This is a genomic window from Pantoea sp. SGAir0215 (assembly GCF_043543215.1).
The window spans coordinates 2,128,406-2,147,601 of sequence record NZ_CP028031.1; the positions used below are offsets into that span (position 1 = coordinate 2,128,406).

Genomic DNA, 19,196 nt, shown 5'->3' on the forward strand with positions numbered 1-19,196 from the left:
CCGACCCCGCCTGAAGGCCGACTTCAGGCGGGTGTTTTGTTACTGACGGACGCCTTCAACAGAGATAATTAACTCGACGTTCTGCGAGGCAGGGCCCAGGTCATGGGTGATATTAAAGTCTTTCAGCGCAATCTCGCCTTCAGCTTCAAAACCGGCACGATAACCGCCCCACGGATCTTTTCCTTCGCCCATCATTTTGGCTTCCAGCGTCACCGGTTTTGTCACGCCATTCAGCGTTAAATCCCCGGTGACCGCCAGTTTGTCACCGTCTTTTTTCACGGAAGTCGATTTGAACGTCGCGGTGGGATGTTTCGCCACGTTCAGAAATTCAGGGCCACGAATATGTTTGTCACGCTCGGCGTGGTTGGTATCCACGCTGTTGGTTTTAATCGTGACATCGACTTTATCGGCGGTGGGATTGTCTGCATCGAAGGTAAATGAGCCATCAAAATCTTTAAACGTCCCATATAGCCAGCTGTAGCCCAGATGCTGAATACGGAACTGAACAAAGGCGTGCTGGCCTTCTTTATCGATTTTGTAATCGGCGGCATTAGCGGTCAGTGATCCCAGCAACAGGCCAGTAGCGGTAACAGCCAGAAGCGTTTTTTTGAACATATCATTTTTCCTTTTCAGAGGGAGAGTGGATGCGCCGTCCCAGCATCCTTTTCAGGGTGATATCGCGGTCAATAAAGTGATGTTTTAACGCGGCAAGACCATGCAACACCGACAGCACCACGATGTTCCACGCCAGCCACAGATGAATATTTCCTGCTAAATCCGCCTGTTCACCCGCTCCACTGAATAATGCCGGTAACGAGAACCAACCGAAAACAGACACGGGTTTGCCATCCGCAGTCGAGATCAGATAGCCACTTAACAGAAGGGCAATAAGCAGGCTGTAAAGCAGCCAGTGCACGAACACTGCCGCGAAGCGCACCGCAGGAGAATAGCTACGCAACGGTTCAGGGGGCGGCGAAAGCACACGCCATACCAGTCGGATGACCAGCGCCAGCATTAATAACACGCCGATGCTTTTATGAATGTCAGGCGCGTTATGGTACCAGCTGTCGTAATAACTCAGGCCAACCATCCACAGGCCCAGCGCGAACATGGCGTAAATAACCACGGCCATTGACCAGTGCAGAAAAATCGTGAGTAAACCGTAACGGGTGGAGGAATTTGTCAGCGACATTGTGCTACAGCACCAAAGGAATACGTGGAAACAAGAATCTACAGAATGAAACACAAAATCAATGATGCTTACTTTTCTATAAATTTATTGTTGCTGGTGCAATGGGTTTGGTGAACCGATTTGACTAAGCGCAGGATTATTGAATAAACGCCCTTGTCTGGCGGCGGCATGATGTGACTGATGGAGAAAACATCTCTGAAACACCTGGCTGGCAGAAGAAAAAGCGGTAAAACGGGCTGGCGTGTAAATCTGTGTCAATGCGGCGCGGTGCACTGCACGCGCGCCGTACGGTCAGGCGTGAAAACGCGATAAACGGAAAGGGGTAAGATCGAAACTGAACGGTTTATTCTGTGCAAACTGACTGGCGAGTTCACCCAACACGCTGGCAAATTTAAAGCCATGTCCGCTTAAACCGGTGATGATCAGACGATTCGGTTCGCCCGGCAGTGTATCAATGATGAAATCCTCATCAGGACTCACGTCATAGCTACAGGCTTCACCGTGCAGGCAAACCCCAACGCCCGGTAAAAACTGACGGAGAAACCGGAAGGCTTCACTGCCATCGGCGGAAAGGCTGCCGAACGGCTTGCGGTCTTCAGGTGTTGTCATTAGCTGACCACCATCATGACGACCGACTTTTAAAGCATTGTTGTCCGCCGGGAAACCATAATACTGACTGCCATCCGGCATTTCGCAGGTGAAGCCAGGAAACGCATTGTTTTCACTGTAGCGGCCATCAGCCTGATACCAGGCAAATACTTTACGCGTAGGGGCGATGGGCAAATCGGGGACCAGTTTACTCACCCAGGTGCCCGTACTGACCAACAGTTTGCGCCCGCGGTAAAGGCCATCGAGCGTGGTAACCTGTTGCAATTCGCCGTCACGCCGGATCTGAGTAACCGGGCAGTTAAACAACTGCGCGCAGCCCTGTTTTTCTGCCAGCTGTATCCAGCTTCGAACCGCCTGTTCACTTTTTAAAAAGCCAGAGTTTGGTTCGAAAACGCCCAGATATCCGTCAGGAACCGCCAGCTGTGGCCAGCGCTTGCGCACGTCAGCCGCCTGCAGCACCTCGACAGGGAGCTGCCAGGTTTGGGCGCTGCTTACGACGTTTTGAATAAATTCAGACTGGACAGGCGCAAGATTCAGGACACCGCAACGATGCATAATGCGCTCGCCCGCCTGCTGTTCCAGTTCATCCCACAACGTTTGCGCACGCAATACCAGCGGTACATAGCGTTCGCCCTCGCCATAGGCATGACGAATCAAACGGCTTTCTCCGTGATGAGCACCCTGATGATGGGGAGGATGTGCGCTGTCAATCATCAGCACGGAAAGGCCAGCCTGGGTCGCATAATAGCCAGCCGCTGCACCCACTGAACCGCTACCGACCACAATGAGATCGTAAATCATGAAAATGGAACTCCTGAAAGGGTTACATAATCAATAGCATACCAGAAAGTCCATGAAAAAAGGCACCCGGGTGGGTGCCTCGCTGATGCAGCAGTATTAATGCTTCTTTCGTAGTCGTTCTACTTGCTCGGCAGATTCAATCTTAGCGATACCCGCTTCGAGAATAGAGATAAATTGCCTGGCTACATCTGTCGTCAGCCAGTAGGTCGGGCCGACGTCCGCGTCTTCTTCAGTTTGATCCTGCGACGAAAGGGAGTGCAGACGGATCATCATCGCATCATAGCTGTCAACAGTACTGATATCCCAGCCCACCAGAGGATGGGTCTGAATTACATCTTTCCGACTGTCCATTATAACCTCCTTATTACTCGTTAAACGAAGTGCATGATGAGGTTCAATGCGGCTTTTAATCTCCACTGCGAAACAATTATAACAGCAAAATGGCGATTCACTGATTAAAACGTATCATGGAAAGCCTGAATGCAGAATGATTATCTCTAAAACAGTCAGGCTGAGAAGATATAATACCTGAATACCGGGGTGCAATTGTCCTAATTGAACAATAAAAAAGGCTTATTAAGGTCGTTAAACAGAGTTAAAGAGGGGAAGTTTCAACGCCTGCTGAACCGCTACGTTTTTGTAATGTCTCTGCAAGGCGCGCAAACTGCTGCTGCAATTGCTCATCATGGTTTTGATTTTGCGCTTCAAGCGAAAGATTATGCACCAGTAACTGACTGGCCCGGTCATCAAGACAGAAAATCAGGCTGGAAAAGGCGTTTTCCAGCACCGTCAAGCGGCGTTGCTGTTCACCGATGAGCGTCAGCAGCTCGCCAAAGGTCATGGCTTCTTCGGGTTTATCTGTAGTCATGGGATGAAACTCCTTTTATGCATGATCAGCGCCAGCATAGGGCATTGGTCATTCGGAGTCCAGATGGGCAAGCGGTTAGTCAGGCATAAATGAAGATAAAAAAACCGGGTGGCGAAACCCGGTAAAAACAGCACAGTGGCGGTTAATCGGTAATGAACCAGTCGTCAGCGCTTTCCCACGTTTGCTGCAGGATTTCACTGATTTGTTCACGCGTGTCTTTGTCACCGCCCATTACGCTCAGCTGATTCGCCGTGGCGTAACGCACTTTGACCTGATTGGTGAATTGCGGAAATTGTTCATCGATCCGGCGCGACAGCTCCTGGCTCAGGGCTTCCATCGCACCAGCGGGAAGAGGTTGGGTTTTGGCAACGGTAATTTCAACACGCATAAAAGCCTCCGTATAAGATACTGTATATAATTACAGTATAAATATAGCGGAGGCAAGCGAAATTATTTTATACGCCAGTTGAGGGTTTCCCCGGCCAGGAAAGGCACCAGCGTATGAGAGCCCATTGCAATGCTTTCTTCTACCGTCCATGGCTCACGCACCAGCGTAAGGGTGCCTTCGTTCAGCGGCAGGCCATAGAAACGCGGACCATTTTCAGAACAAAATGCCTCAAAATGCTGCAGGGCATTGAGCTCTTCAAATACGGTAGCGTACGCGGGCAGGGAGGTAGGGGCGTTGAACACACCCGCACAGCCGCAGCTGCTCTCTTTCAGATGGCGCAAATGAGGCGCGGTGTCGGTACCCAGAAAGAAACGGGGATGACCGGAGGCGACAATCCTGCGCAGCGCCTGCTGATGCGTATTGCGTTTCAGGATCGGCAGACAGTACAGGTGAGGGCGGATACCCCCGACCAGCATATGGTTGCGGTTGAACATCAGATGCTGCGGCGTAATCGTTGCCGCCAGGTTTTCATTGGCGCTTTCCACATAGTCAGCTGCATCTTTGGTCGTGATGTGTTCCATCACCACTTTCAGCGCGGGGAACTGTTTGCGTAGCGGTTCCATCACCGTTTCAATAAAGCGGGCTTCGCGGTCAAAAATATCGATGTGCGAGTCCGTCACTTCACCGTGCACCAGCAGCGGCATTCCCAGCGTTTGCATCCGCTCCAGCACTGAGGCAATCGAAGCAATATTGGTGACACCATGGCTTGAATTGGTCGTGGCATGAGCGGGATACAGTTTGGCGGCCGTGAACAATCCCGACTGAAAACCGCGGGCCAGCTCATCGGCCTCTAACGAGTCGGTCAGGTAGCAGGTCATCAGGGGGGTAAAAGCGTGCCCATCAGGTAAGGCAGCCAGAATGCGATTGCGATAAGCTTCGCCCGCCGCGACGCTGACTACCGGCGGAACCAGATTGGGCATGACGATAGCACGACCATTGACTGCGCTGGTATAGGGCAGCACAGTGTTGAGCATATCATCATCACGAAGATGGATATGCCAGTCATCTGGACGGCGGATAGTAAGTTGCTGAGGGTGTGCGGTCATGAATGCGGCTCCGGCAAGTAGAATAAACGAAAGGCGTGTTTAGGCCGGATTATAAGCATAAGGACTCAGGCAACCGTTTGCACCTGTTTTTCTTTTTTAAAAAAAATCCGCGCCTGAAGGCGCGGATAAGATGACGGTAAAGCTGCCTGTCAGGCGGTTAGTCGGTGAAGGGGATGACCAGTTCACCAGGCTTCACTTCCAGCCCTTTCGCGAATTTTTTCGCCAGCGATTCCGCTTTACTGCGATCGGCGCTCAGCACGTAGGCGGGGTGCTGATCAAAGTAGCTTTTTAACGACTGATTCAGATAAGGCGTCAGGGTTTTCATAATAGAGGCCATCTTCTCGGGCTGAACCTGCGCATCGACGATTTCCATATCGCGCAAATATATGGCTCCTTGCTGCTGATCAAACACTGGCTGCGCACGCATTTTGAGTTGCATATCGGCCTGTTGCGGACCAAAGAGTGAGGAGACATTAATTTTGGCATCGCCCGATAAGGTGACTTTCCCTGGCACGTCCCGACCAATCTGGCTATTCAGGTTAGTTAACACAATATGGGCATTGACCAGACCTGATACGCCAATGTCTTTTTCGAAGTTATTATGTTTTTGCAGGGCCTGATTGACTTCCTGTTCGCTAATTGTGTATTGCGTTAACTGATTACAGCTACTCAGTAAAACCGCTAAAAACAGGGCAACCAGCCCGTGAAAAACCGTCTTCATACTTCCCTCGTTTAACTGAAAAACTCGCTCGTGGCATAGCCTGCCTGAATGCAAACCGTCTGTCATCAGGAATGGGATGATAAGGATTTGCCGAAAATGCCTTCCGGAAGAAAGTGCCCCGATCTTCCGCTGTTAAAACGGGCGGCTTGCGGCACCCACGGCTTCTTACGCGGCGGGGCAGTGACAGCGCACAGGGTTAAGAAACCGATGTGGTTACCGAACCAGTTTTCTGGATCGGAGATATGAACAGGTCTTTTGACGCGTCTGCGCTGCACGGTGGGCCGGACGATAATTCAGCGACCTGGCTGTTGTGGTATGCGTAACGTTTTACCGCAGACCTGGCGGCGGTTATAGTGAAAGTTATCAATGACTGGCATTTCCTTCCCGCCATGGACTTCAGGAGAGATGATGTTTGGCTATCGTTCTGCCGCACCAAGGGTGCGACTCACGACCGAGCGGCTGGTGGTAAGACTGGTTCATGAACGCGATGCATGGCGTTTAGCCGACTATTACGCGGAAAACCGTGACTTCCTTAAACCCTGGGAGCCGGTGCGTGATGACAGCCACTGTTATCCCTCTGGCTGGCAAGCCCGGCTGGGCCTGATCGCTGATATGCATAAACAGGGCTCGGCGTTCTATTTTATTTTAATGGACAGCAATGAAACGGAAGTGCGTGGCGTGGCGAATTTTAGCAATGTCCTGCGCGGTGCCTTTCATGCCTGCTATCTTGGCTATTCGCTTGGCGAGAAGTGGCAAGGGCAGGGCCTGATGTTTGAAGCGCTGCAGTCGGCGATTCGCTATATGCAGCGCCAGCAATATATCCACCGCATCATGGCAAACTACATGCCGCATAACCAGCGCAGTGGTGACCTGCTGGCCCGCCTGGGATTCGAAAAAGAGGGCTATGCTAAAAACTACCTGATGATTAACGGTCAGTGGCAGGATCATGTCCTGACTGCGCTGACCAGCAAGGAATGGACACCCAATCGTCGTGGGTAAAATGAGGAGTTCGCAATGAAGATGACCTTGTCGGCGCATGCGTTGCGCGTGCTGGGTTGCCTGCTGGAAAAGCAAATCACCACACCGGAACAGTATCCTCTTTCATTAAATGGCGTGCTTACCGCCTGTAATCAAAAATCTAATCGCGAGCCCGTGATGACGCTGAGCGAAAGCGACGTGCAGGATCAGCTCGATCTCCTGATTAAAAAGCATCTGGTGACCGCCAACAGCGGGTTCGGCCAGCGCGTGGTGAAATACGAGCAACGCTTCTGCAATTCCGCCTTCGGTAATTTACAGCTCAGTAGCGCAGAAGTTGCCGTTCTCACATTGCTGTTCCTGCGTGGCGCGCAAACCCCTGGTGAACTGCGGACCCGGAGTGGGCGTTTGCATGAGTTTGCCGACGTCAGCGACGTTGAACAGACGCTTGACACGTTGATGTCGCGCGCTGAGGGGCCCATGGTCATGCGCCTGGCGCGGGAGCCGGGTAAACGTGAAAGCCGTTTTATGCACATGTTTGCTGATGAGGTCGAACTCGGGGCGCTGGAGCAACACCCAGCTACGGCGGACGATGTCGCGCTGCGGGATCGGATTGAGGCGCTTGAGCAACAGGTTGCCGATCTTCAGGAACAACTGGCGCAATTACTGGAAAGAGAACAATAAATGACGATTCGCATTGGTGTTGTTGGGTTAGGCGGTATTGCGCAAAAGGCCTGGTTGCCTGTGTTATCGCAGGCAAATAACTGGCAGTTAGTCGGCGCATTTTCGCCGAATCAGGCCAACGCCCGCATCGTCTGTGACCGCTACCGTATCACCTGCTTCCCTTCACTGACCGCTCTGGCTGCCGCCTGTGACGCCGTATTTGTGCACAGCAGTACGGCCAGCCATTACGACGTGGTCAAAGCACTGCTTCAGGCTGGCAAGGATGTCTGTGTCGACAAACCGCTGGCAGAAACCCTGAATCAGGCAGAGGCGCTGGTCGCGCTGGCCGAAAAGAAACAACGAAAGCTAATGGTGGCGTTTAACCGGCGTTTCGCGCCCTGCTATCAGCAACTGAAAACACAAATGCACTCCGCCGCTGCGCTGCGTATCGAAAAACACCGCAGCGACAGCGTGGGTCCACAGGATCTGCGCTTTACACTGTTAGATGATTACCTGCATGTCGTTGATACGGCTCTGTGGCTGGCAGGAGGCCGTGCGCTGCCCCGTCAGGGCCATATTGCGACCAATGAACAGGGACAGATGCTTTACGCCGAGCACCATTTCAATGCGGGTGGATTGCAGGTAACCACCAGTATGCACCGTCGGGCAGGCAGCCAGCGCGAACGTATCAGCGCCATCTGTGATGGCAAATGCATTGATATTCATGACATGCGCGACTGGCAGGAAGAGTGCGGTGCAGGCGTAGTGATCACGCCGCCTGCCGCCTGGCAGAGCCACCTGGCTCAGCGCGGATTTGTGGGCGTGGCAGAACATTTTGTTCACTGCATCGAAAATCAGACAAAGCCGGAAACGAGTGGTGAGCAGGCACTGCTGGCGCAACGTATCGTCGAATCCATGTGGCGCGACGCGGAACGGGAATAACGCCTTGTAACACTCAGTGCTGGTCATTTCACGCGATCGCAGTAGACTATCGCCCGACGTGTGACAGGACCCGTGCTAAGTCACTCATTTTGCCGATTCTTTTCAGGATGCCCCGTCAATTATGAATTTGTTGAAATCGCTGGCAGCGGTCAGTTCAATGACCCTGTTTTCCCGCGTGCTGGGTTTTGCCCGGGATGCCATTGTGGCACGGGTGTTTGGTGCCGGCATGGCGACCGATGCGTTCTTTGTTGCGTTTAAACTACCTAATCTTCTGCGGCGTATTTTTGCTGAAGGAGCCTTCTCGCAGGCATTTGTTCCTATTCTTGCCGAGTATAAAAGTAAGCAGGGCGAAGAGGCTACGCGGCTTTTTGTGTCCTACGTTTCCGGTCTGCTGACCCTGGCGCTGGCGCTCGTGACCGTCGCAGGCATGGTTGCCGCTCCCTGGGTCATCCTGGTGACGGCACCGGGTTTCGCCGATACAGCCGATAAATTTGCCCTGACCAGCGCGCTGCTGCGCGTCACTTTCCCCTACATTCTCCTGATTTCGCTGGCTTCGCTGGCTGGGGCCATATTAAACACCTGGAACCGTTTTTCGGTGCCGGCGTTTGCCCCCACGCTGCTGAATATCAGCATGATCGGCTTTGCGCTGTTCGCCGCACCGCACTTCCATCCGCCCATCATGGCGCTGGCGTGGGCGGTGGTGGTCGGCGGACTGCTGCAACTGGGCTATCAGTTACCGCATCTGAAAAAGCTGGGCATGCTGGTCCTGCCGCGGATCAACCTGCGTGATGCTGGCGTGTGGCGCGTGATGCGCCAGATGGGGCCGGCAATTCTTGGGGTTTCAGTGAGTCAGATCTCACTGATCATCAATACGATTTTTGCCTCGTTCCTGGTTTCGGGCTCTGTCTCATGGATGTATTACGCTGACCGCCTGATGGAGTTTCCGTCCGGCGTGTTAGGCGTGGCGCTGGGCACGATTTTATTGCCTTCTCTGGCAAAAAGTTTCGCCAGTGGCCACCATGAAGAGTACTCGCGCTTAATGGACTGGGGCCTGCGTTTGTGCTTTTTACTGGCGTTGCCCAGTGCGGTGGCGCTGGGTATGTTGTCCGGTCCGCTGACTGTCGCGCTGTTCCAGTACGGAAAATTTACTGCCTTTGATGCCGCTATGACACAGCGTGCGCTGATTGCCTACTCGGTGGGATTGATGGGACTGATCGTCGTTAAAGTCCTGGCGCCGGGCTTTTATTCCCGTCAGGACATTAAAACGCCGGTAAAAATTGCGATTATTACGCTGATCGCGACCCAGCTAATGAATCTGGCCTTTATTGGCCCGCTGAAGCACGCCGGACTGTCACTCTCCATTGGTCTGGGTGCCTGCCTCAATGCTGGGTTGCTCTACTGGCAACTGCGTAAAAAGAAAATCTTTCAACCTCAGCCTGGCTGGGTCGGTTTTCTGATTCGCTTACTGGTGGCGGTAATCGTCATGGCGGCCGCGCTGTCAGGCATGCTGTACTGGATGCCGGACTGGGAGCAGGGCAACATGCTATGGCGCCTGTTGCGGCTGGCTCTTGTCTGTGCGGTAGGCGGCGGCGCTTATTTCCTGGCCCTGGGCATGATGGGCTTCCGACTGCGGGATTATGCCCGCCGAACCGCCGTCTGACCATGAAACCCTCCAACGGTTAATGCCGTAATCCAGGCCGTAATGAATAACATTACGGCCTTTTTGTCATAAACCTGCGCAGTGCAGGCCGGACTAACAAGGGATTCTGTGCCAGACCAGTCATTTCATCACGCCCGGCGATGCCACGAGCCTCTGTCATCCCTTTTGCTGGCCTGTTTGCTAGGGGGGACAGCCCTCGCAGCAGATTAGTTGGCATTTTCAGGTGAGTAATCCGCTCAGCGGGTTGCCAAGAGACGACACCCGATAATGGATGGGGGCACGCCGTTACTGACTCATCATGCGCAAGACGTTAATACGGCGCGTCGAAAAGCCTGTTTACAGCGTATCGTCATAAAAAATTCATGTTTTTTTCATTGCTATTTAGCGTCTGACATCGCTTCGGGCGGTAAGTCCATAATGTTGTAAGAAACTGATTCAAAAGTCCGTTTTGGCGTAAATCCTGTCCTCTTCCTGCCGATGAGTACCTTTAGTCCATCATTGAGAGGAAGATCAAAATGCATACCCGCGCTCATGAAAACGCGATGCCAGGTTTCTGGTACAACCTCAATCTTATTCCCTTATTCAGCCTGATTTTTGGCGGAATCTTATTTCTGTTCGTGTGCAGTAGCACGATATCCGCCTGGTTTCTGACGCAGGGGCAACATTCCCTTGACGTATCAACGGATGAAATTTCGGTAAGGCAGGGATTACTCGACAGCTCAACGCATATGCGCTCTGCCAGGCTCAATATTATTCAGGCCGGCGCAGCGGCACGTATTGCCGACACGGATAACTACGCCGCTTTCCTCAGCGCCACAGAGGGCAGCATTAAAAAGGCAGAAAATGGGCTGAATATTTACCTTAACCGTCCGGTCAGGACGCCAGTCGGCATCGAACTCGATAAACAACTGCAGGCGCGATTTAAGGATTACCTGCAAAAAGGGTTGATGCCGATGATTGAGGCAGCCAAACAGAACAGTTTTGAAGAGATCATTGCGGATGAAACGGCGGCTGACAAACTCGACAAAGCGTATAAAGACGTGTTGATGAAAGCCATTCAGATGCGCAATCAGCGCTCGATGGACATTAAACAGCAGGCGGTTGAACAGGTTAAAACAGGCTATACCACGATGTTAGTGGCCTTTATCGCATCCGTAGTGATTGTGCTACTGGCTTTTGCTCTGCTGAGAAAAGTGGTAATTAAGCCTTTAAGACAGTCACTTCACCGTATCGATCTGATTGCCCACGGCGATTTGACCGTACCACCCTCGGCCTGCGGTCGTAACGAGCCGGGTATGTTACTGTCAAACCTGCAACGTATGCAGTCATCGCTTGCCCAAACTGTCGGCGCTGTCCGCGATGGGGCCATTGCTATCTTTCAGAGCGCGGGGGAAATTGCCTCCGGCAATACCGATCTTTCCTCCCGAACGGAACAGCAGGCCGCGTCGCTGGAACAGACGGCTGCCAGTATGGAACAACTGACCGCGACGGTGAAACAGAATGCCGACAATGCGCATCACGCCTGCCAGCTGGCGTCCGATGCGTCCGAAAAAGCCCAGTCGGGTGGAGAGATTGTTAATCGCGTCGTCAAAACCATGGACGATATCTCCGGCAGTTCGAAAAAGATCGCTGAAATTACCAGCGTCATTAACAGCATCGCCTTTCAGACGAATATTCTGGCATTGAATGCCGCGGTCGAAGCCGCGCGGGCAGGGGAGCAGGGACGCGGATTTGCGGTGGTCGCCAGCGAAGTGCGCAGCCTTGCTCAGCGCAGCGCGCAGGCTGCAAAAGAAATCGAAGGGCTTATCGCCACTTCTGTCGGACTGGTTAACAACGGCACGGAACTGGTCAGCGATGCCGGTACCACCATGATGAAAACGGTAGACGCATTCCAGCGTGTGAATGACATCATTTCTGAAATTGCCGTCTCTTCAGACGAGCAGAACCGAGGCATTCAGCAGGTCAGCCACGCGATCACAGAAATGGATGCAGTAACCCAGCAAAATGCGTCACTGGTTGAAGAGGCTTCAGCCGCTGCGGCCTCCCTTGAGGATCAGGCGGATAAACTGACGAAAGCCGTGGCCGTCTTTAAACTTGAACGAGCCCCGTTAACACCGTCTGACGCCCCCACTATAGTCGTTGCTCCCGCCGTTCCTGCTTTTGCAGCAGCGGCACCGAAGAAAGGTCATGACAACTGGGAAGCGTTTTAAGACGAATGCCTGCCAGATCGTGGCAGGCTAAATCAGCGTCCGCTTCTGATCAGAACAGGCAGTGTGCGCAGGGATGCGCTGGAGCAGAAACGTTATCCGGGATGCCGGAGGTGCAGGATGTATAGCGCGTTGGACACTGCATCTGTTGGGCGAAGGGGGCAGATATTCTGCATAACAGACCCGCCGCCCTGTGAGGACAGCATGAAAAAATCCGTCATCCACGCGTGATGACGGATTCTTCAAAAATGGACAGCGTGATCAGCAGACTGACGTTATCAGATTTTACGGCTCAGCGTCGCCTGGCCCTGACCTTTTCCATCCGGTCCGTAGAACGCTTGCGTCTGATGCGGCTTAAGCACGTCTAACGCATCATGCGTGAAGGTAATCTGGTGCTGTAACAGGATGCCGTTGTGCGTGTTGGCACGGTGTAACCGGCGTGTATGCTGCTGAATACCTTCCCAGCGGCGCGCCATGTCACTCTGACCACGATAAGGTGCAGATGTCCCCAGACTTTTCTCGTTGCTACGGCGCATCTCATCCAGATAGTTCAGCGTCGTCAGCAGCGCGCTTTTATCTTCGGTAATGCGCTGCAAATTGTTGCTGTCAATCATTCCGGACGACAACTGTTGTTCTTCTTCATCCAGAACGGTCGCCAGAGACACCAGCACTTCCTGCATCTTATCTAATGTGGTCAGCAAATTACTCATGGGGATTATTTACCCTCTAAATACGCCTTAGTGTCGGCAATCAGCGCATCGGCGATCTTGCCGGTATCCATCTTCAACTCGCCATTACGAATAGCGGTTTTCAATTGTTCAACGCGTTGGACGTTAATGTCCTGGCTGCCTGGCTTCATCAACTGCGCCTGGGCGCTGCTCAGGCTCACCTGAGCGGCGGCTGGCGTGGTCGCTGTTGCGCTGTCACTCTGGCGCACACGCGCAGTTTGCGGCTCGCTGCTGTCACGTGTTTGCACGGTGCTGGCGGGCTTTAACGGTTGTGTTCTTTCGATGCTCATATTCGGGCTCCTGTAAGGTCAGGGGGTCTGCCACCTGAATCATAATAGCGTAATCGCTTTGCTGATTCTTCTATCGGCAAATAAACAGGCTTCTTTAATGTTTTATAGTGTTATAAGAATTTTCCCATCATCACTGACCCGACCGCTCACAACCTGACCGTTCCCCATACGTACACGAACCCATTGCGCAATAGTGCCATTGCTTAAGGCTTTCCCCTCGCCGCTGGCATCAAATCCGTCGCCACTGGCAACCACCATGACATCCTGACCTGCTTTTACACGCCACGGCTGGCGCAGCATCGACTGACTCACCGGCTGTCCCGGCTGAATGTCTCGCAGCACCACAGAATCGGCGACGGTCTCATCGTTAAGCAGGGTGCGCGGCGGCAGCGTATCCAGACGTCCCTCTTCGATACGGAAATCGTCTTTGCTCACGGTTGCGCCGCGGGCGATTAAATTTTTCGCCACCAGATAACGGCCAGTGACCTGAACCTGGACCTGAATATAACGTCGATTTTCTCCGCAGTTGGCTGCCACGCTCATATTGCCCCACGGGCGGCTGTTGCCGGGCAACGTAAATTGCGGCGTATCACATAAGGGCCACTGTGCCTGTGGCGTGCGAATGACGACGTTCATGCCCGTGGCATGCTCAGGATCACGGGCTTTAAAAAACTGGTTCAGTTGGGCGCTGAAATCGCCTGCCATAACGGGTAAGGCAAACAGGGCCAGCAGGCTGGCTAACAGGGCTGGATATCCACGCATGTGCTTTTCCTCACTGATGATGGCAATGAGTGTACGCGTTTGAAAAAAAACTCAAGAGTTAAAATAGCGACGATTTGAGGCGTTATTCAGACGATGGCTCTTGCTTTTTCCCAATTATGCTGCCAGCTCGAAATTCTCATTTGCGGAGGAAGCATGCTCGACAAACTCGATGCGGCGCTACATTTCGGTACCGAAGCCCTCAACCTGCGAGCTCAACGTCAGGAGATTCTGGCATCCAACATTGCCAACGCCGACACCCCAGGCTATCAGGCCAGGGATATCGACTTTGCCAGCGAGCTGAATCGGGCAATGGCGAATGGACGTGCTGAAGGCAGTAGCCTGGCGCTCAAAGTTACTTCGTCGCGTCACATCGAAGCGCAGACGAACACGGCACCGTCGATGGATTTGCTGTATCGCATTCCGGATCAGCCATCTGCGGACGGTAACACCGTCGATATGGACCGCGAACGTACTCAGTTCGCGGATAACAGCCTGAAATATCAAACCGATCTCACACTTATCAGTAGCCAAATCAAAGGCATGATGAGCGTGTTACAAGGGCAATAATCATGGCATTGCTGAATATTTTTGACATTGCCGGCTCAGCGATGACCGCGCAATCACAGCGATTAAACGTCAGTGCCAGTAACCTGGCAAACGCCGACAGCGTGACCGGCCCGGACGGGCAGCCTTATGTGGCAAAGCAGGTCGTTTTTCAGACCGACGCTGCGCCGGGTGCGGCCACCGGTGGCGTAAAAGTGGCGCAGGTTGTTGATGATCCTACGCCCGCGAAACTGGTGTATGACCCGGGTAACCCGATGGCGGATGCCAAAGGCTACGTGAAGATGCCTAACGTGGATGTGGTAGCGGAAACGGTCAACACCATGTCGGCATCACGCAGCTACCAGGCGAACGTCGAGGTGCTGAATACCGTGAAGTCGATGATGATGAAAACGCTGACCCTGGGTCAGTAACGGAGAAAAATAATGACTATCGCGGTAGGCGTTAATGAAAAGCTGGACCCCACGGTCCTTAGCTCATCCAGCACCGGCACAAGTAACAGCGCCCAGGATCTGCAAAACCAGTTCCTGACCATGCTGGTGACGCAGCTGCAAAACCAGGATCCCACCAATCCGATGGATAACAGTCAGCTGACAACACAGCTGGCACAGATCAACACCCTGAGCGGTATTGAAAAACTGAACACCACACTGGGATCGATTTCGGGTCAGATCAGCACCAGCCAGTCACTGCAAAGTTCGACGCTGATTGGTCATGGCGTGATGGTGAATGGTTCACAGATTCTGGTCGGTAAAGGCACGACAACGCCGTTTGGCGTGGAGCTGACTAACGCAGCCACCACCGCCACGGCGACAATTACCGATGCACAGGGCAATGTGGTCAGCACCCAGGACCTGGGCGCACTGACCGCCGGCGTTCACACGTTCTCGTGGGACGGCAAATTACCGGATGGCAGCGTCGCGCCAGATGGAAAATACAAAGTTGCGATTGCTGCCAGTAACAGCAGCGGTCAACAGGTGGCTCAGCCACTTAACTATGCCTACGTCAATGGCGTAAGCACAGCGGGTAATACCGCAAAACTGGATCTCGGCACCATGGGCTCCGCCACCCTTGACGACGTACGTCAGATTCTCTGATTCACCTGTAGACAGGAGAGATTTAAATGTCATTTTCACAAGCGGTCAGCGGTCTCGGCGCTGCCTCAAGTAACCTGGACGTTATCGGTAACAACATCGCTAACTCCGCCACAGCGGGCTTTAAGTCCAGCACCATCGCGTTTGCCGACATGTTTGCCGGTTCAAACGTGGGTCTGGGGACTAAAGTCGCTGCCGTGATCCAGAACTTCAACGATGGTGCAACGACAACGACCAGTCGAGGACTGGATGTAGCGCTGAGCGGTAACGGCTTTTTCCGTTTGACTGACTCGGCGGGCGCCGTGTTTTATTCACGTAACGGGCAGTTCAAACTGGACGAAAACCGTAACCTGGTCAATGCCCAGGGCCTGAACGTTACAGGTTATCCTGCGTCAGGGGTTCCTCCGACCATTCAGGCAGGTGCTAACGCCGTGTCGCTGTCTATTCCTACGACACAAATGGCTGCCAGAGCGACCACGACCAGTAATTTAGTCGCAAACCTGAATTCAACGTCACCGATTCTGGATGACACCAAATTCAACGTTTCTGATGAGACCACACGTAGCGCGAAGAGCACAATTTCGATGTTCGACACGCAGGGTAACAGCCATAACGTCGACCTGTACTACGTCAAAACAGCTAACAATACCTGGAACGTCCATGCTGTGGATTCGACTGTAGGCTCTGCAGTAGGTAATTACCAGATGTCGTTCGACGCTAACGGCAAGTTGACCAGCGTTTCCCAAATTACTGCAGCGGGTGCCATCGTTCCGGGAACGACAACTGACAGTACTGCAACGTTGCCACTCACCGGCGCAAACGGTGCTAACGGCACGACGGTTGCACTGAATTTCGTTGGTAGCCAGCAGCAAAATACCGGTGCATCAACTTTTGGTAGCCCAACTCAAAACGGCTATGCGCCGGGCGATCTGACCAGCTATGCCATCAACAATGACGGCACCATCACTGGCGCTTATTCCAACGGACAAACTCAGCTTCTGGGACAAATCGTTCTGTCCAGCTTTGCTAACCCTGAAGGTCTGCAGTCAAAAGGTGACAACGTTTGGTCGGCAACCAGCGCGTCCGGACAGCCCGCTATCGGCGTAGCTAATACCGGCACCTTCGGTTCACTGACCGCAGGCGCACTGGAAGCTTCGAACGTCGATATGAGTAAAGAGCTGGTCAATATGATCGTCGCGCAACGCAACTACCAGGCGAACGCGCAGACCATCAAAACGCAGGATCAGATCCTTAACACTCTGGTCAACTTACGTTAATTCGCTAACGGGATTGCTCTATGGATCACGCGATATATACCGCGATGGGCGCGGCCAGTCAGACACTGGATCAGCAGGCGGTTACCGCCAGCAACCTCGCCAACGCCTCAACGCCCGGTTTCCGGGCGCAGCTGAACGCGTTGCGTGCTGTACCGGTCACTGGTTGGTCACTGCCCACGCGCACGTTGGTCACGGCGTCCACGCCGGGTGCCGACATGAGTCAGGGGGCCATGGATTACACCCAGCGCCCACTGGACGTGGCAATGCAGCAGGATGGCTGGCTGGCAGTACGCACCGCCGACGGCAGCGAAGCCTATACCCGCAACGGCAACATGCAAATTCGTTCGGACGGTACGCTGACGGTGCAGGGCAATCCCGTAATGGGCGAAGGTGGTCCGATTGTGATCCCTCAAGGTTCTGAGATCACCATCGCGGCTGATGGCTCTATTACCGGGCTGAACGCTGGCGACTCACCTAATGCGACTGTACAACTGGGCCGTCTGAAGCTCGTCCAGGCAACCGGTAAAGAGTTAGAGCGTGGGGACGATGGCATGTTCCGTCCCACCGCCGCGATGCAGGCGACACGTGGCGCAGCCCTGCAGGCCGATCCGACTATGCAGGTCATGCCGGGTGTGCTTGAGGGCAGTAACGTGAAGCCGGTGGAAACGATGGTCGATATGATCGCCAATGCCCGCCGTTTCGAGATGCAGATGAAGGTCATTAACAACGTTGACCAAAACGAACAGAAAGCCAACCAGTTGCTCAGCATCGGCAGCTAAGGCGCGAGGATAAATACATGATTCGTTCTTTATGGATCGCCAAAACCGGTCTTGATGCACAGCAGATGAACATGGACGTGATCGCCAACAACCTGGCCAACGTCAGTACTAACGGGTTTAAGCGCTCACGTGCCGTGTTTGAAGATCTGATGTACCAGACCATGCGTCAGCCGGGCACGCAGTCATCTGAGCAGACGACGCTGCCGTCAGGTTTGCAAATCGGTACTGGTGTACGTCCGGTGACGACCGAGCGTTTGCATACGCAGGGCAACCTGTCGCAAACCAACAACTCAAAAGATATCGCCATCAACGGCCAGGGTTTTTTCCAAATCCAGATGCCAGATGGAACTTCTGCGTATACACGTGATGGTTCATTTCAGGTTGACCAGAACGGCCAACTGGTGACCAACGCGGGTTTCCCTGTGCAGCCTGGTATTACCATTCCAGCCAACGCCACAAGTATCACCGTGTCGCGTGATGGTGTGGTGAGCGTAACCCAGCAGGGGCAGACGCAGGCCGCCCAGGTCGGACAGTTAACGCTGAGCACCTTCATGAACAATGCGGGTCTCGATAGCGTGGGTGAAAACCTCTACAAGGAAACGCAGGCATCGGGTGCGCCGACGGACAGTACGCCTGGGCAGAACGGTGCCGGTTTGTTGTATCAGGGTTATACCGAAACCTCTAACGTAAACGTCGCGGAAGAACTGGTTACGATGATCCAGACGCAGCGTGCTTACGAAATTAACAGCAAAGCGATCAGCACCTCCGATCAAATGCTGGCGAAGTTGACACAGCTGTAACACGAACAGGGCCAGCTAAGGCTGGCCTGAAGACTAGTCATGAATAAGGTCGTAACTCCGTGGCGATGCAACATATTCTTAAGCCTGGACATTGGTTAGTAGTCACCGCACTGCTGACGCTTAACGGTTGTGCGTTGGTGCCACGCACGCCACTGGTGCAAGGAGCGACCACGGCTCAGCCGTTGCCCTCTGCGCCACCTGTGGTAAATGGGTCCATTTTTCAGGGTGTTGCGCCGCTCAACTACGGCTATCAGCCGCTGTTTGAAGATCGCCGCCCACGTAATATCGGCGATACGCTGACTATCACCTTGCAGGAAAACGTCAGTGCCAGCAAAAGTTCGACCTCGAATGCCAGCCGTAACGGCAGCGGCAGTCTGGGTATCACTGCAGTGCCTACCGGTTTAGAAGGTTTAGCCGGCGCAACGGGCGAAAAAGCCAACTTTGCGGCGGGTGGCAAAAATGATTTCGCAGGCAAAGGTGGGGCATCTGCTAACAACACCTTTACCGGCACCATCACCGTCACGGTGGATCAGGTTCTGTCGAACGGCAACCTGCACGTGGTCGGAGAAAAACAAATTGAGATCAACCAGGGCACCGAGTTTATTCGTTTCTCGGGCGTGGTTAACCCACGCACCATCAGTGCGAGTAACGCCGTGTTGTCTACAGCCGTGGCCGATGCACGTATTGAGTACGTCGGAAATGGTTATATCAATGAAGCGCAAAATATGGGCTGGTTGCAGCGCTTCTTCCTGAATATCTCGCCGTTCTAAGAG

23 protein-coding genes are annotated in these 19,196 nt (G+C 53.5%); 12 read left to right on the forward strand and 11 right to left on the reverse strand.

The genetic code is table 11. The features are described from left to right. Positions 1–39: 39 nt before the first annotated feature. The 8 genes from C1N64_RS10025 to C1N64_RS10060 form a co-directional block, all read right to left on the reverse strand. Positions 40–615: a YceI family protein gene (locus C1N64_RS10025; protein WP_006118799.1), complete on the reverse strand. Its 576-nt coding sequence runs from the start codon at positions 613–615 to the stop codon at positions 40–42. Position 616: 1 nt separating this feature from the next. Further along, positions 617–1,192, reverse strand: coding sequence for a cytochrome b (locus C1N64_RS10030; protein ID WP_324028648.1), 576 nt, complete (start codon positions 1,190–1,192; stop codon positions 617–619). Positions 1,193–1,483: 291 nt separating this feature from the next. Next, on the reverse strand, positions 1,484–2,602 hold the full coding sequence (gene solA / locus C1N64_RS10035; protein WP_006118801.1) for an N-methyl-L-tryptophan oxidase: 1,119 nt from the start codon (positions 2,600–2,602) through the stop codon (positions 1,484–1,486). A 96-nt stretch (positions 2,603–2,698) separates the two neighbouring features. Then, a complete protein-coding gene (gene bssS / locus C1N64_RS10040; RefSeq protein WP_006118802.1) occupies positions 2,699–2,953 on the reverse strand; it encodes a biofilm formation regulator BssS in 255 nt (84 codons plus the stop codon). 244 nt (positions 2,954–3,197) lie between these two features. Further along, a complete protein-coding gene (locus tag C1N64_RS10045) occupies positions 3,198–3,470 on the reverse strand; it encodes a hypothetical protein (RefSeq protein WP_006118803.1) in 273 nt (90 codons plus the stop codon). A 142-nt stretch (positions 3,471–3,612) separates the two neighbouring features. Further along, the gene (gene dinI / locus C1N64_RS10050; protein ID WP_006118805.1) at positions 3,613–3,858 is read right to left on the reverse strand and encodes a DNA damage-inducible protein I; all 246 of its coding nucleotides are present in this window, start codon (positions 3,856–3,858) and stop codon (positions 3,613–3,615) included. 62 nt (positions 3,859–3,920) lie between these two features. Beyond that, positions 3,921–4,964 carry a dihydroorotase gene (gene pyrC, locus C1N64_RS10055; protein ID WP_006118806.1) on the reverse strand — a complete coding sequence of 348 codons (1,044 nt, stop codon included), beginning with the start codon at positions 4,962–4,964 and terminating at the stop codon, positions 3,921–3,923. Between the two features lie 157 nt (positions 4,965–5,121). Beyond that, positions 5,122–5,685 (reverse strand): lipoprotein, encoded by a 564-nt coding sequence (locus tag C1N64_RS10060; protein WP_394515466.1) that lies wholly within the window; start codon positions 5,683–5,685, stop codon positions 5,122–5,124. Positions 5,686–6,093: 408 nt separating this feature from the next. Between C1N64_RS10060 and rimJ the strand changes: the two genes are divergently transcribed. From rimJ to C1N64_RS10085, 5 genes are all read left to right on the forward strand, one after another. Beyond that, a complete protein-coding gene (rimJ, locus tag C1N64_RS10065; protein ID WP_033737566.1) occupies positions 6,094–6,684 on the forward strand; it encodes a ribosomal protein S5-alanine N-acetyltransferase in 591 nt (196 codons plus the stop codon). Between the two features lie 15 nt (positions 6,685–6,699). Further along, positions 6,700–7,344, forward strand: coding sequence for a YceH family protein (locus C1N64_RS10070; protein ID WP_006118809.1), 645 nt, complete (start codon positions 6,700–6,702; stop codon positions 7,342–7,344). Then, entirely contained in the window at positions 7,345–8,265 is a 921-nt protein-coding gene (locus tag C1N64_RS10075) for a Gfo/Idh/MocA family protein (protein WP_394515467.1), read from the forward strand. Positions 8,266–8,386: 121 nt separating this feature from the next. Beyond that, complete coding sequence (gene murJ, locus C1N64_RS10080) at positions 8,387–9,925, forward strand: murein biosynthesis integral membrane protein MurJ (RefSeq protein ID WP_039341137.1); 1,539 nt, start codon at positions 8,387–8,389, stop codon at positions 9,923–9,925. Positions 9,926–10,440: 515 nt separating this feature from the next. Further along, a complete protein-coding gene (locus C1N64_RS10085) occupies positions 10,441–12,135 on the forward strand; it encodes a methyl-accepting chemotaxis protein (RefSeq protein ID WP_394515468.1) in 1,695 nt (564 codons plus the stop codon). A 275-nt stretch (positions 12,136–12,410) separates the two neighbouring features. Here C1N64_RS10085 and C1N64_RS10090 read toward each other — a convergent pair whose 3' ends face one another. From C1N64_RS10090 to flgA, 3 genes are all read right to left on the reverse strand, one after another. After that, positions 12,411–12,842, reverse strand: a complete 432-nt coding sequence (locus C1N64_RS10090; RefSeq protein ID WP_006118813.1) for a flagella synthesis protein FlgN — start codon at positions 12,840–12,842, stop codon at positions 12,411–12,413. A 5-nt stretch (positions 12,843–12,847) separates the two neighbouring features. Continuing rightward, a complete protein-coding gene (gene flgM, locus C1N64_RS10095; RefSeq protein WP_006118814.1) occupies positions 12,848–13,150 on the reverse strand; it encodes a flagellar biosynthesis anti-sigma factor FlgM in 303 nt (100 codons plus the stop codon). 102 nt (positions 13,151–13,252) lie between these two features. Beyond that, entirely contained in the window at positions 13,253–13,912 is a 660-nt protein-coding gene (gene flgA, locus C1N64_RS10100) for a flagellar basal body P-ring formation chaperone FlgA (RefSeq protein WP_033737561.1), read from the reverse strand. A gap of 153 nt (positions 13,913–14,065) precedes the next feature. On the opposite strand from flgA, the gene flgB reads away from it, so the two are divergent. The 7 genes from flgB (at position 14,066) to C1N64_RS10135 (ending at position 19,193) form a co-directional block, all read left to right on the forward strand. After that, positions 14,066–14,479, forward strand: a complete 414-nt coding sequence (gene flgB, locus C1N64_RS10105) for a flagellar basal body rod protein FlgB (protein ID WP_006118815.1) — start codon at positions 14,066–14,068, stop codon at positions 14,477–14,479. A 2-nt stretch (positions 14,480–14,481) separates the two neighbouring features. Next, entirely contained in the window at positions 14,482–14,886 is a 405-nt protein-coding gene (gene flgC / locus C1N64_RS10110; protein ID WP_006118816.1) for a flagellar basal body rod protein FlgC, read from the forward strand. A gap of 12 nt (positions 14,887–14,898) precedes the next feature. Then, positions 14,899–15,570: a flagellar hook assembly protein FlgD gene (gene flgD / locus C1N64_RS10115; RefSeq protein ID WP_006118817.1), complete on the forward strand. Its 672-nt coding sequence runs from the start codon at positions 14,899–14,901 to the stop codon at positions 15,568–15,570. Positions 15,571–15,596: 26 nt separating this feature from the next. Further along, positions 15,597–16,844: a flagellar hook protein FlgE gene (gene flgE, locus C1N64_RS10120; RefSeq protein ID WP_006118818.1), complete on the forward strand. Its 1,248-nt coding sequence runs from the start codon at positions 15,597–15,599 to the stop codon at positions 16,842–16,844. A 20-nt stretch (positions 16,845–16,864) separates the two neighbouring features. Continuing rightward, entirely contained in the window at positions 16,865–17,623 is a 759-nt protein-coding gene (locus tag C1N64_RS10125; RefSeq protein ID WP_394515469.1) for a flagellar basal body rod protein FlgF, read from the forward strand. A gap of 17 nt (positions 17,624–17,640) precedes the next feature. Continuing rightward, the gene (flgG, locus tag C1N64_RS10130; RefSeq protein ID WP_006118820.1) at positions 17,641–18,423 is read left to right on the forward strand and encodes a flagellar basal-body rod protein FlgG; all 783 of its coding nucleotides are present in this window, start codon (positions 17,641–17,643) and stop codon (positions 18,421–18,423) included. 65 nt (positions 18,424–18,488) lie between these two features. Further along, positions 18,489–19,193: a flagellar basal body L-ring protein FlgH gene (locus C1N64_RS10135; protein ID WP_170317968.1), complete on the forward strand. Its 705-nt coding sequence runs from the start codon at positions 18,489–18,491 to the stop codon at positions 19,191–19,193. The last annotated feature ends 3 nt before the right edge of the window (positions 19,194–19,196 follow it).

Excerpts from the sequence above, each read along its gene's own strand:
- solA (WP_006118801.1), bottom strand. The coding sequence starts at position 2,602 with ATGATTTACGATCTCATTGTGGTCGGTAGCGGTTCAGTGGGTGCAGCG.
- rimJ (WP_033737566.1), top strand. The coding sequence starts at position 6,094 with ATGTTTGGCTATCGTTCTGCCGCACCAAGGGTGCGACTCACGACCGAG.
- dinI (WP_006118805.1), bottom strand. The coding sequence starts at position 3,858 with ATGCGTGTTGAAATTACCGTTGCCAAAACCCAACCTCTTCCCGCTGGT.
- C1N64_RS10025 (WP_006118799.1), bottom strand. The coding sequence starts at position 615 with ATGTTCAAAAAAACGCTTCTGGCTGTTACCGCTACTGGCCTGTTGCTG.
- flgD (WP_006118817.1), top strand. The coding sequence starts at position 14,899 with ATGACTATCGCGGTAGGCGTTAATGAAAAGCTGGACCCCACGGTCCTT.
- C1N64_RS10030 (WP_324028648.1), bottom strand. The coding sequence starts at position 1,192 with ATGTCGCTGACAAATTCCTCCACCCGTTACGGTTTACTCACGATTTTT.
- C1N64_RS10075 (WP_394515467.1), top strand. The coding sequence starts at position 7,345 with ATGACGATTCGCATTGGTGTTGTTGGGTTAGGCGGTATTGCGCAAAAG.
- flgE (WP_006118818.1), top strand. The coding sequence starts at position 15,597 with ATGTCATTTTCACAAGCGGTCAGCGGTCTCGGCGCTGCCTCAAGTAAC.
- flgC (WP_006118816.1), top strand. The coding sequence starts at position 14,482 with ATGGCATTGCTGAATATTTTTGACATTGCCGGCTCAGCGATGACCGCG.
- C1N64_RS10070 (WP_006118809.1), top strand. The coding sequence starts at position 6,700 with ATGAAGATGACCTTGTCGGCGCATGCGTTGCGCGTGCTGGGTTGCCTG.
- C1N64_RS10135 (WP_170317968.1), top strand. The coding sequence starts at position 18,489 with ATGCAACATATTCTTAAGCCTGGACATTGGTTAGTAGTCACCGCACTG.
- C1N64_RS10090 (WP_006118813.1), bottom strand. The coding sequence starts at position 12,842 with ATGAGTAATTTGCTGACCACATTAGATAAGATGCAGGAAGTGCTGGTG.
- flgB (WP_006118815.1), top strand. The coding sequence starts at position 14,066 with ATGCTCGACAAACTCGATGCGGCGCTACATTTCGGTACCGAAGCCCTC.
- flgM (WP_006118814.1), bottom strand. The coding sequence starts at position 13,150 with ATGAGCATCGAAAGAACACAACCGTTAAAGCCCGCCAGCACCGTGCAA.
- C1N64_RS10045 (WP_006118803.1), bottom strand. The coding sequence starts at position 3,470 with ATGACTACAGATAAACCCGAAGAAGCCATGACCTTTGGCGAGCTGCTG.
- murJ (WP_039341137.1), top strand. The coding sequence starts at position 8,387 with ATGAATTTGTTGAAATCGCTGGCAGCGGTCAGTTCAATGACCCTGTTT.
- C1N64_RS10060 (WP_394515466.1), bottom strand. The coding sequence starts at position 5,685 with ATGAAGACGGTTTTTCACGGGCTGGTTGCCCTGTTTTTAGCGGTTTTA.
- C1N64_RS10125 (WP_394515469.1), top strand. The coding sequence starts at position 16,865 with ATGGATCACGCGATATATACCGCGATGGGCGCGGCCAGTCAGACACTG.
- bssS (WP_006118802.1), bottom strand. The coding sequence starts at position 2,953 with ATGGACAGTCGGAAAGATGTAATTCAGACCCATCCTCTGGTGGGCTGG.
- flgG (WP_006118820.1), top strand. The coding sequence starts at position 17,641 with ATGATTCGTTCTTTATGGATCGCCAAAACCGGTCTTGATGCACAGCAG.
- C1N64_RS10085 (WP_394515468.1), top strand. The coding sequence starts at position 10,441 with ATGCATACCCGCGCTCATGAAAACGCGATGCCAGGTTTCTGGTACAAC.
- flgA (WP_033737561.1), bottom strand. The coding sequence starts at position 13,912 with ATGCGTGGATATCCAGCCCTGTTAGCCAGCCTGCTGGCCCTGTTTGCC.
- pyrC (WP_006118806.1), bottom strand. The coding sequence starts at position 4,964 with ATGACCGCACACCCTCAGCAACTTACTATCCGCCGTCCAGATGACTGG.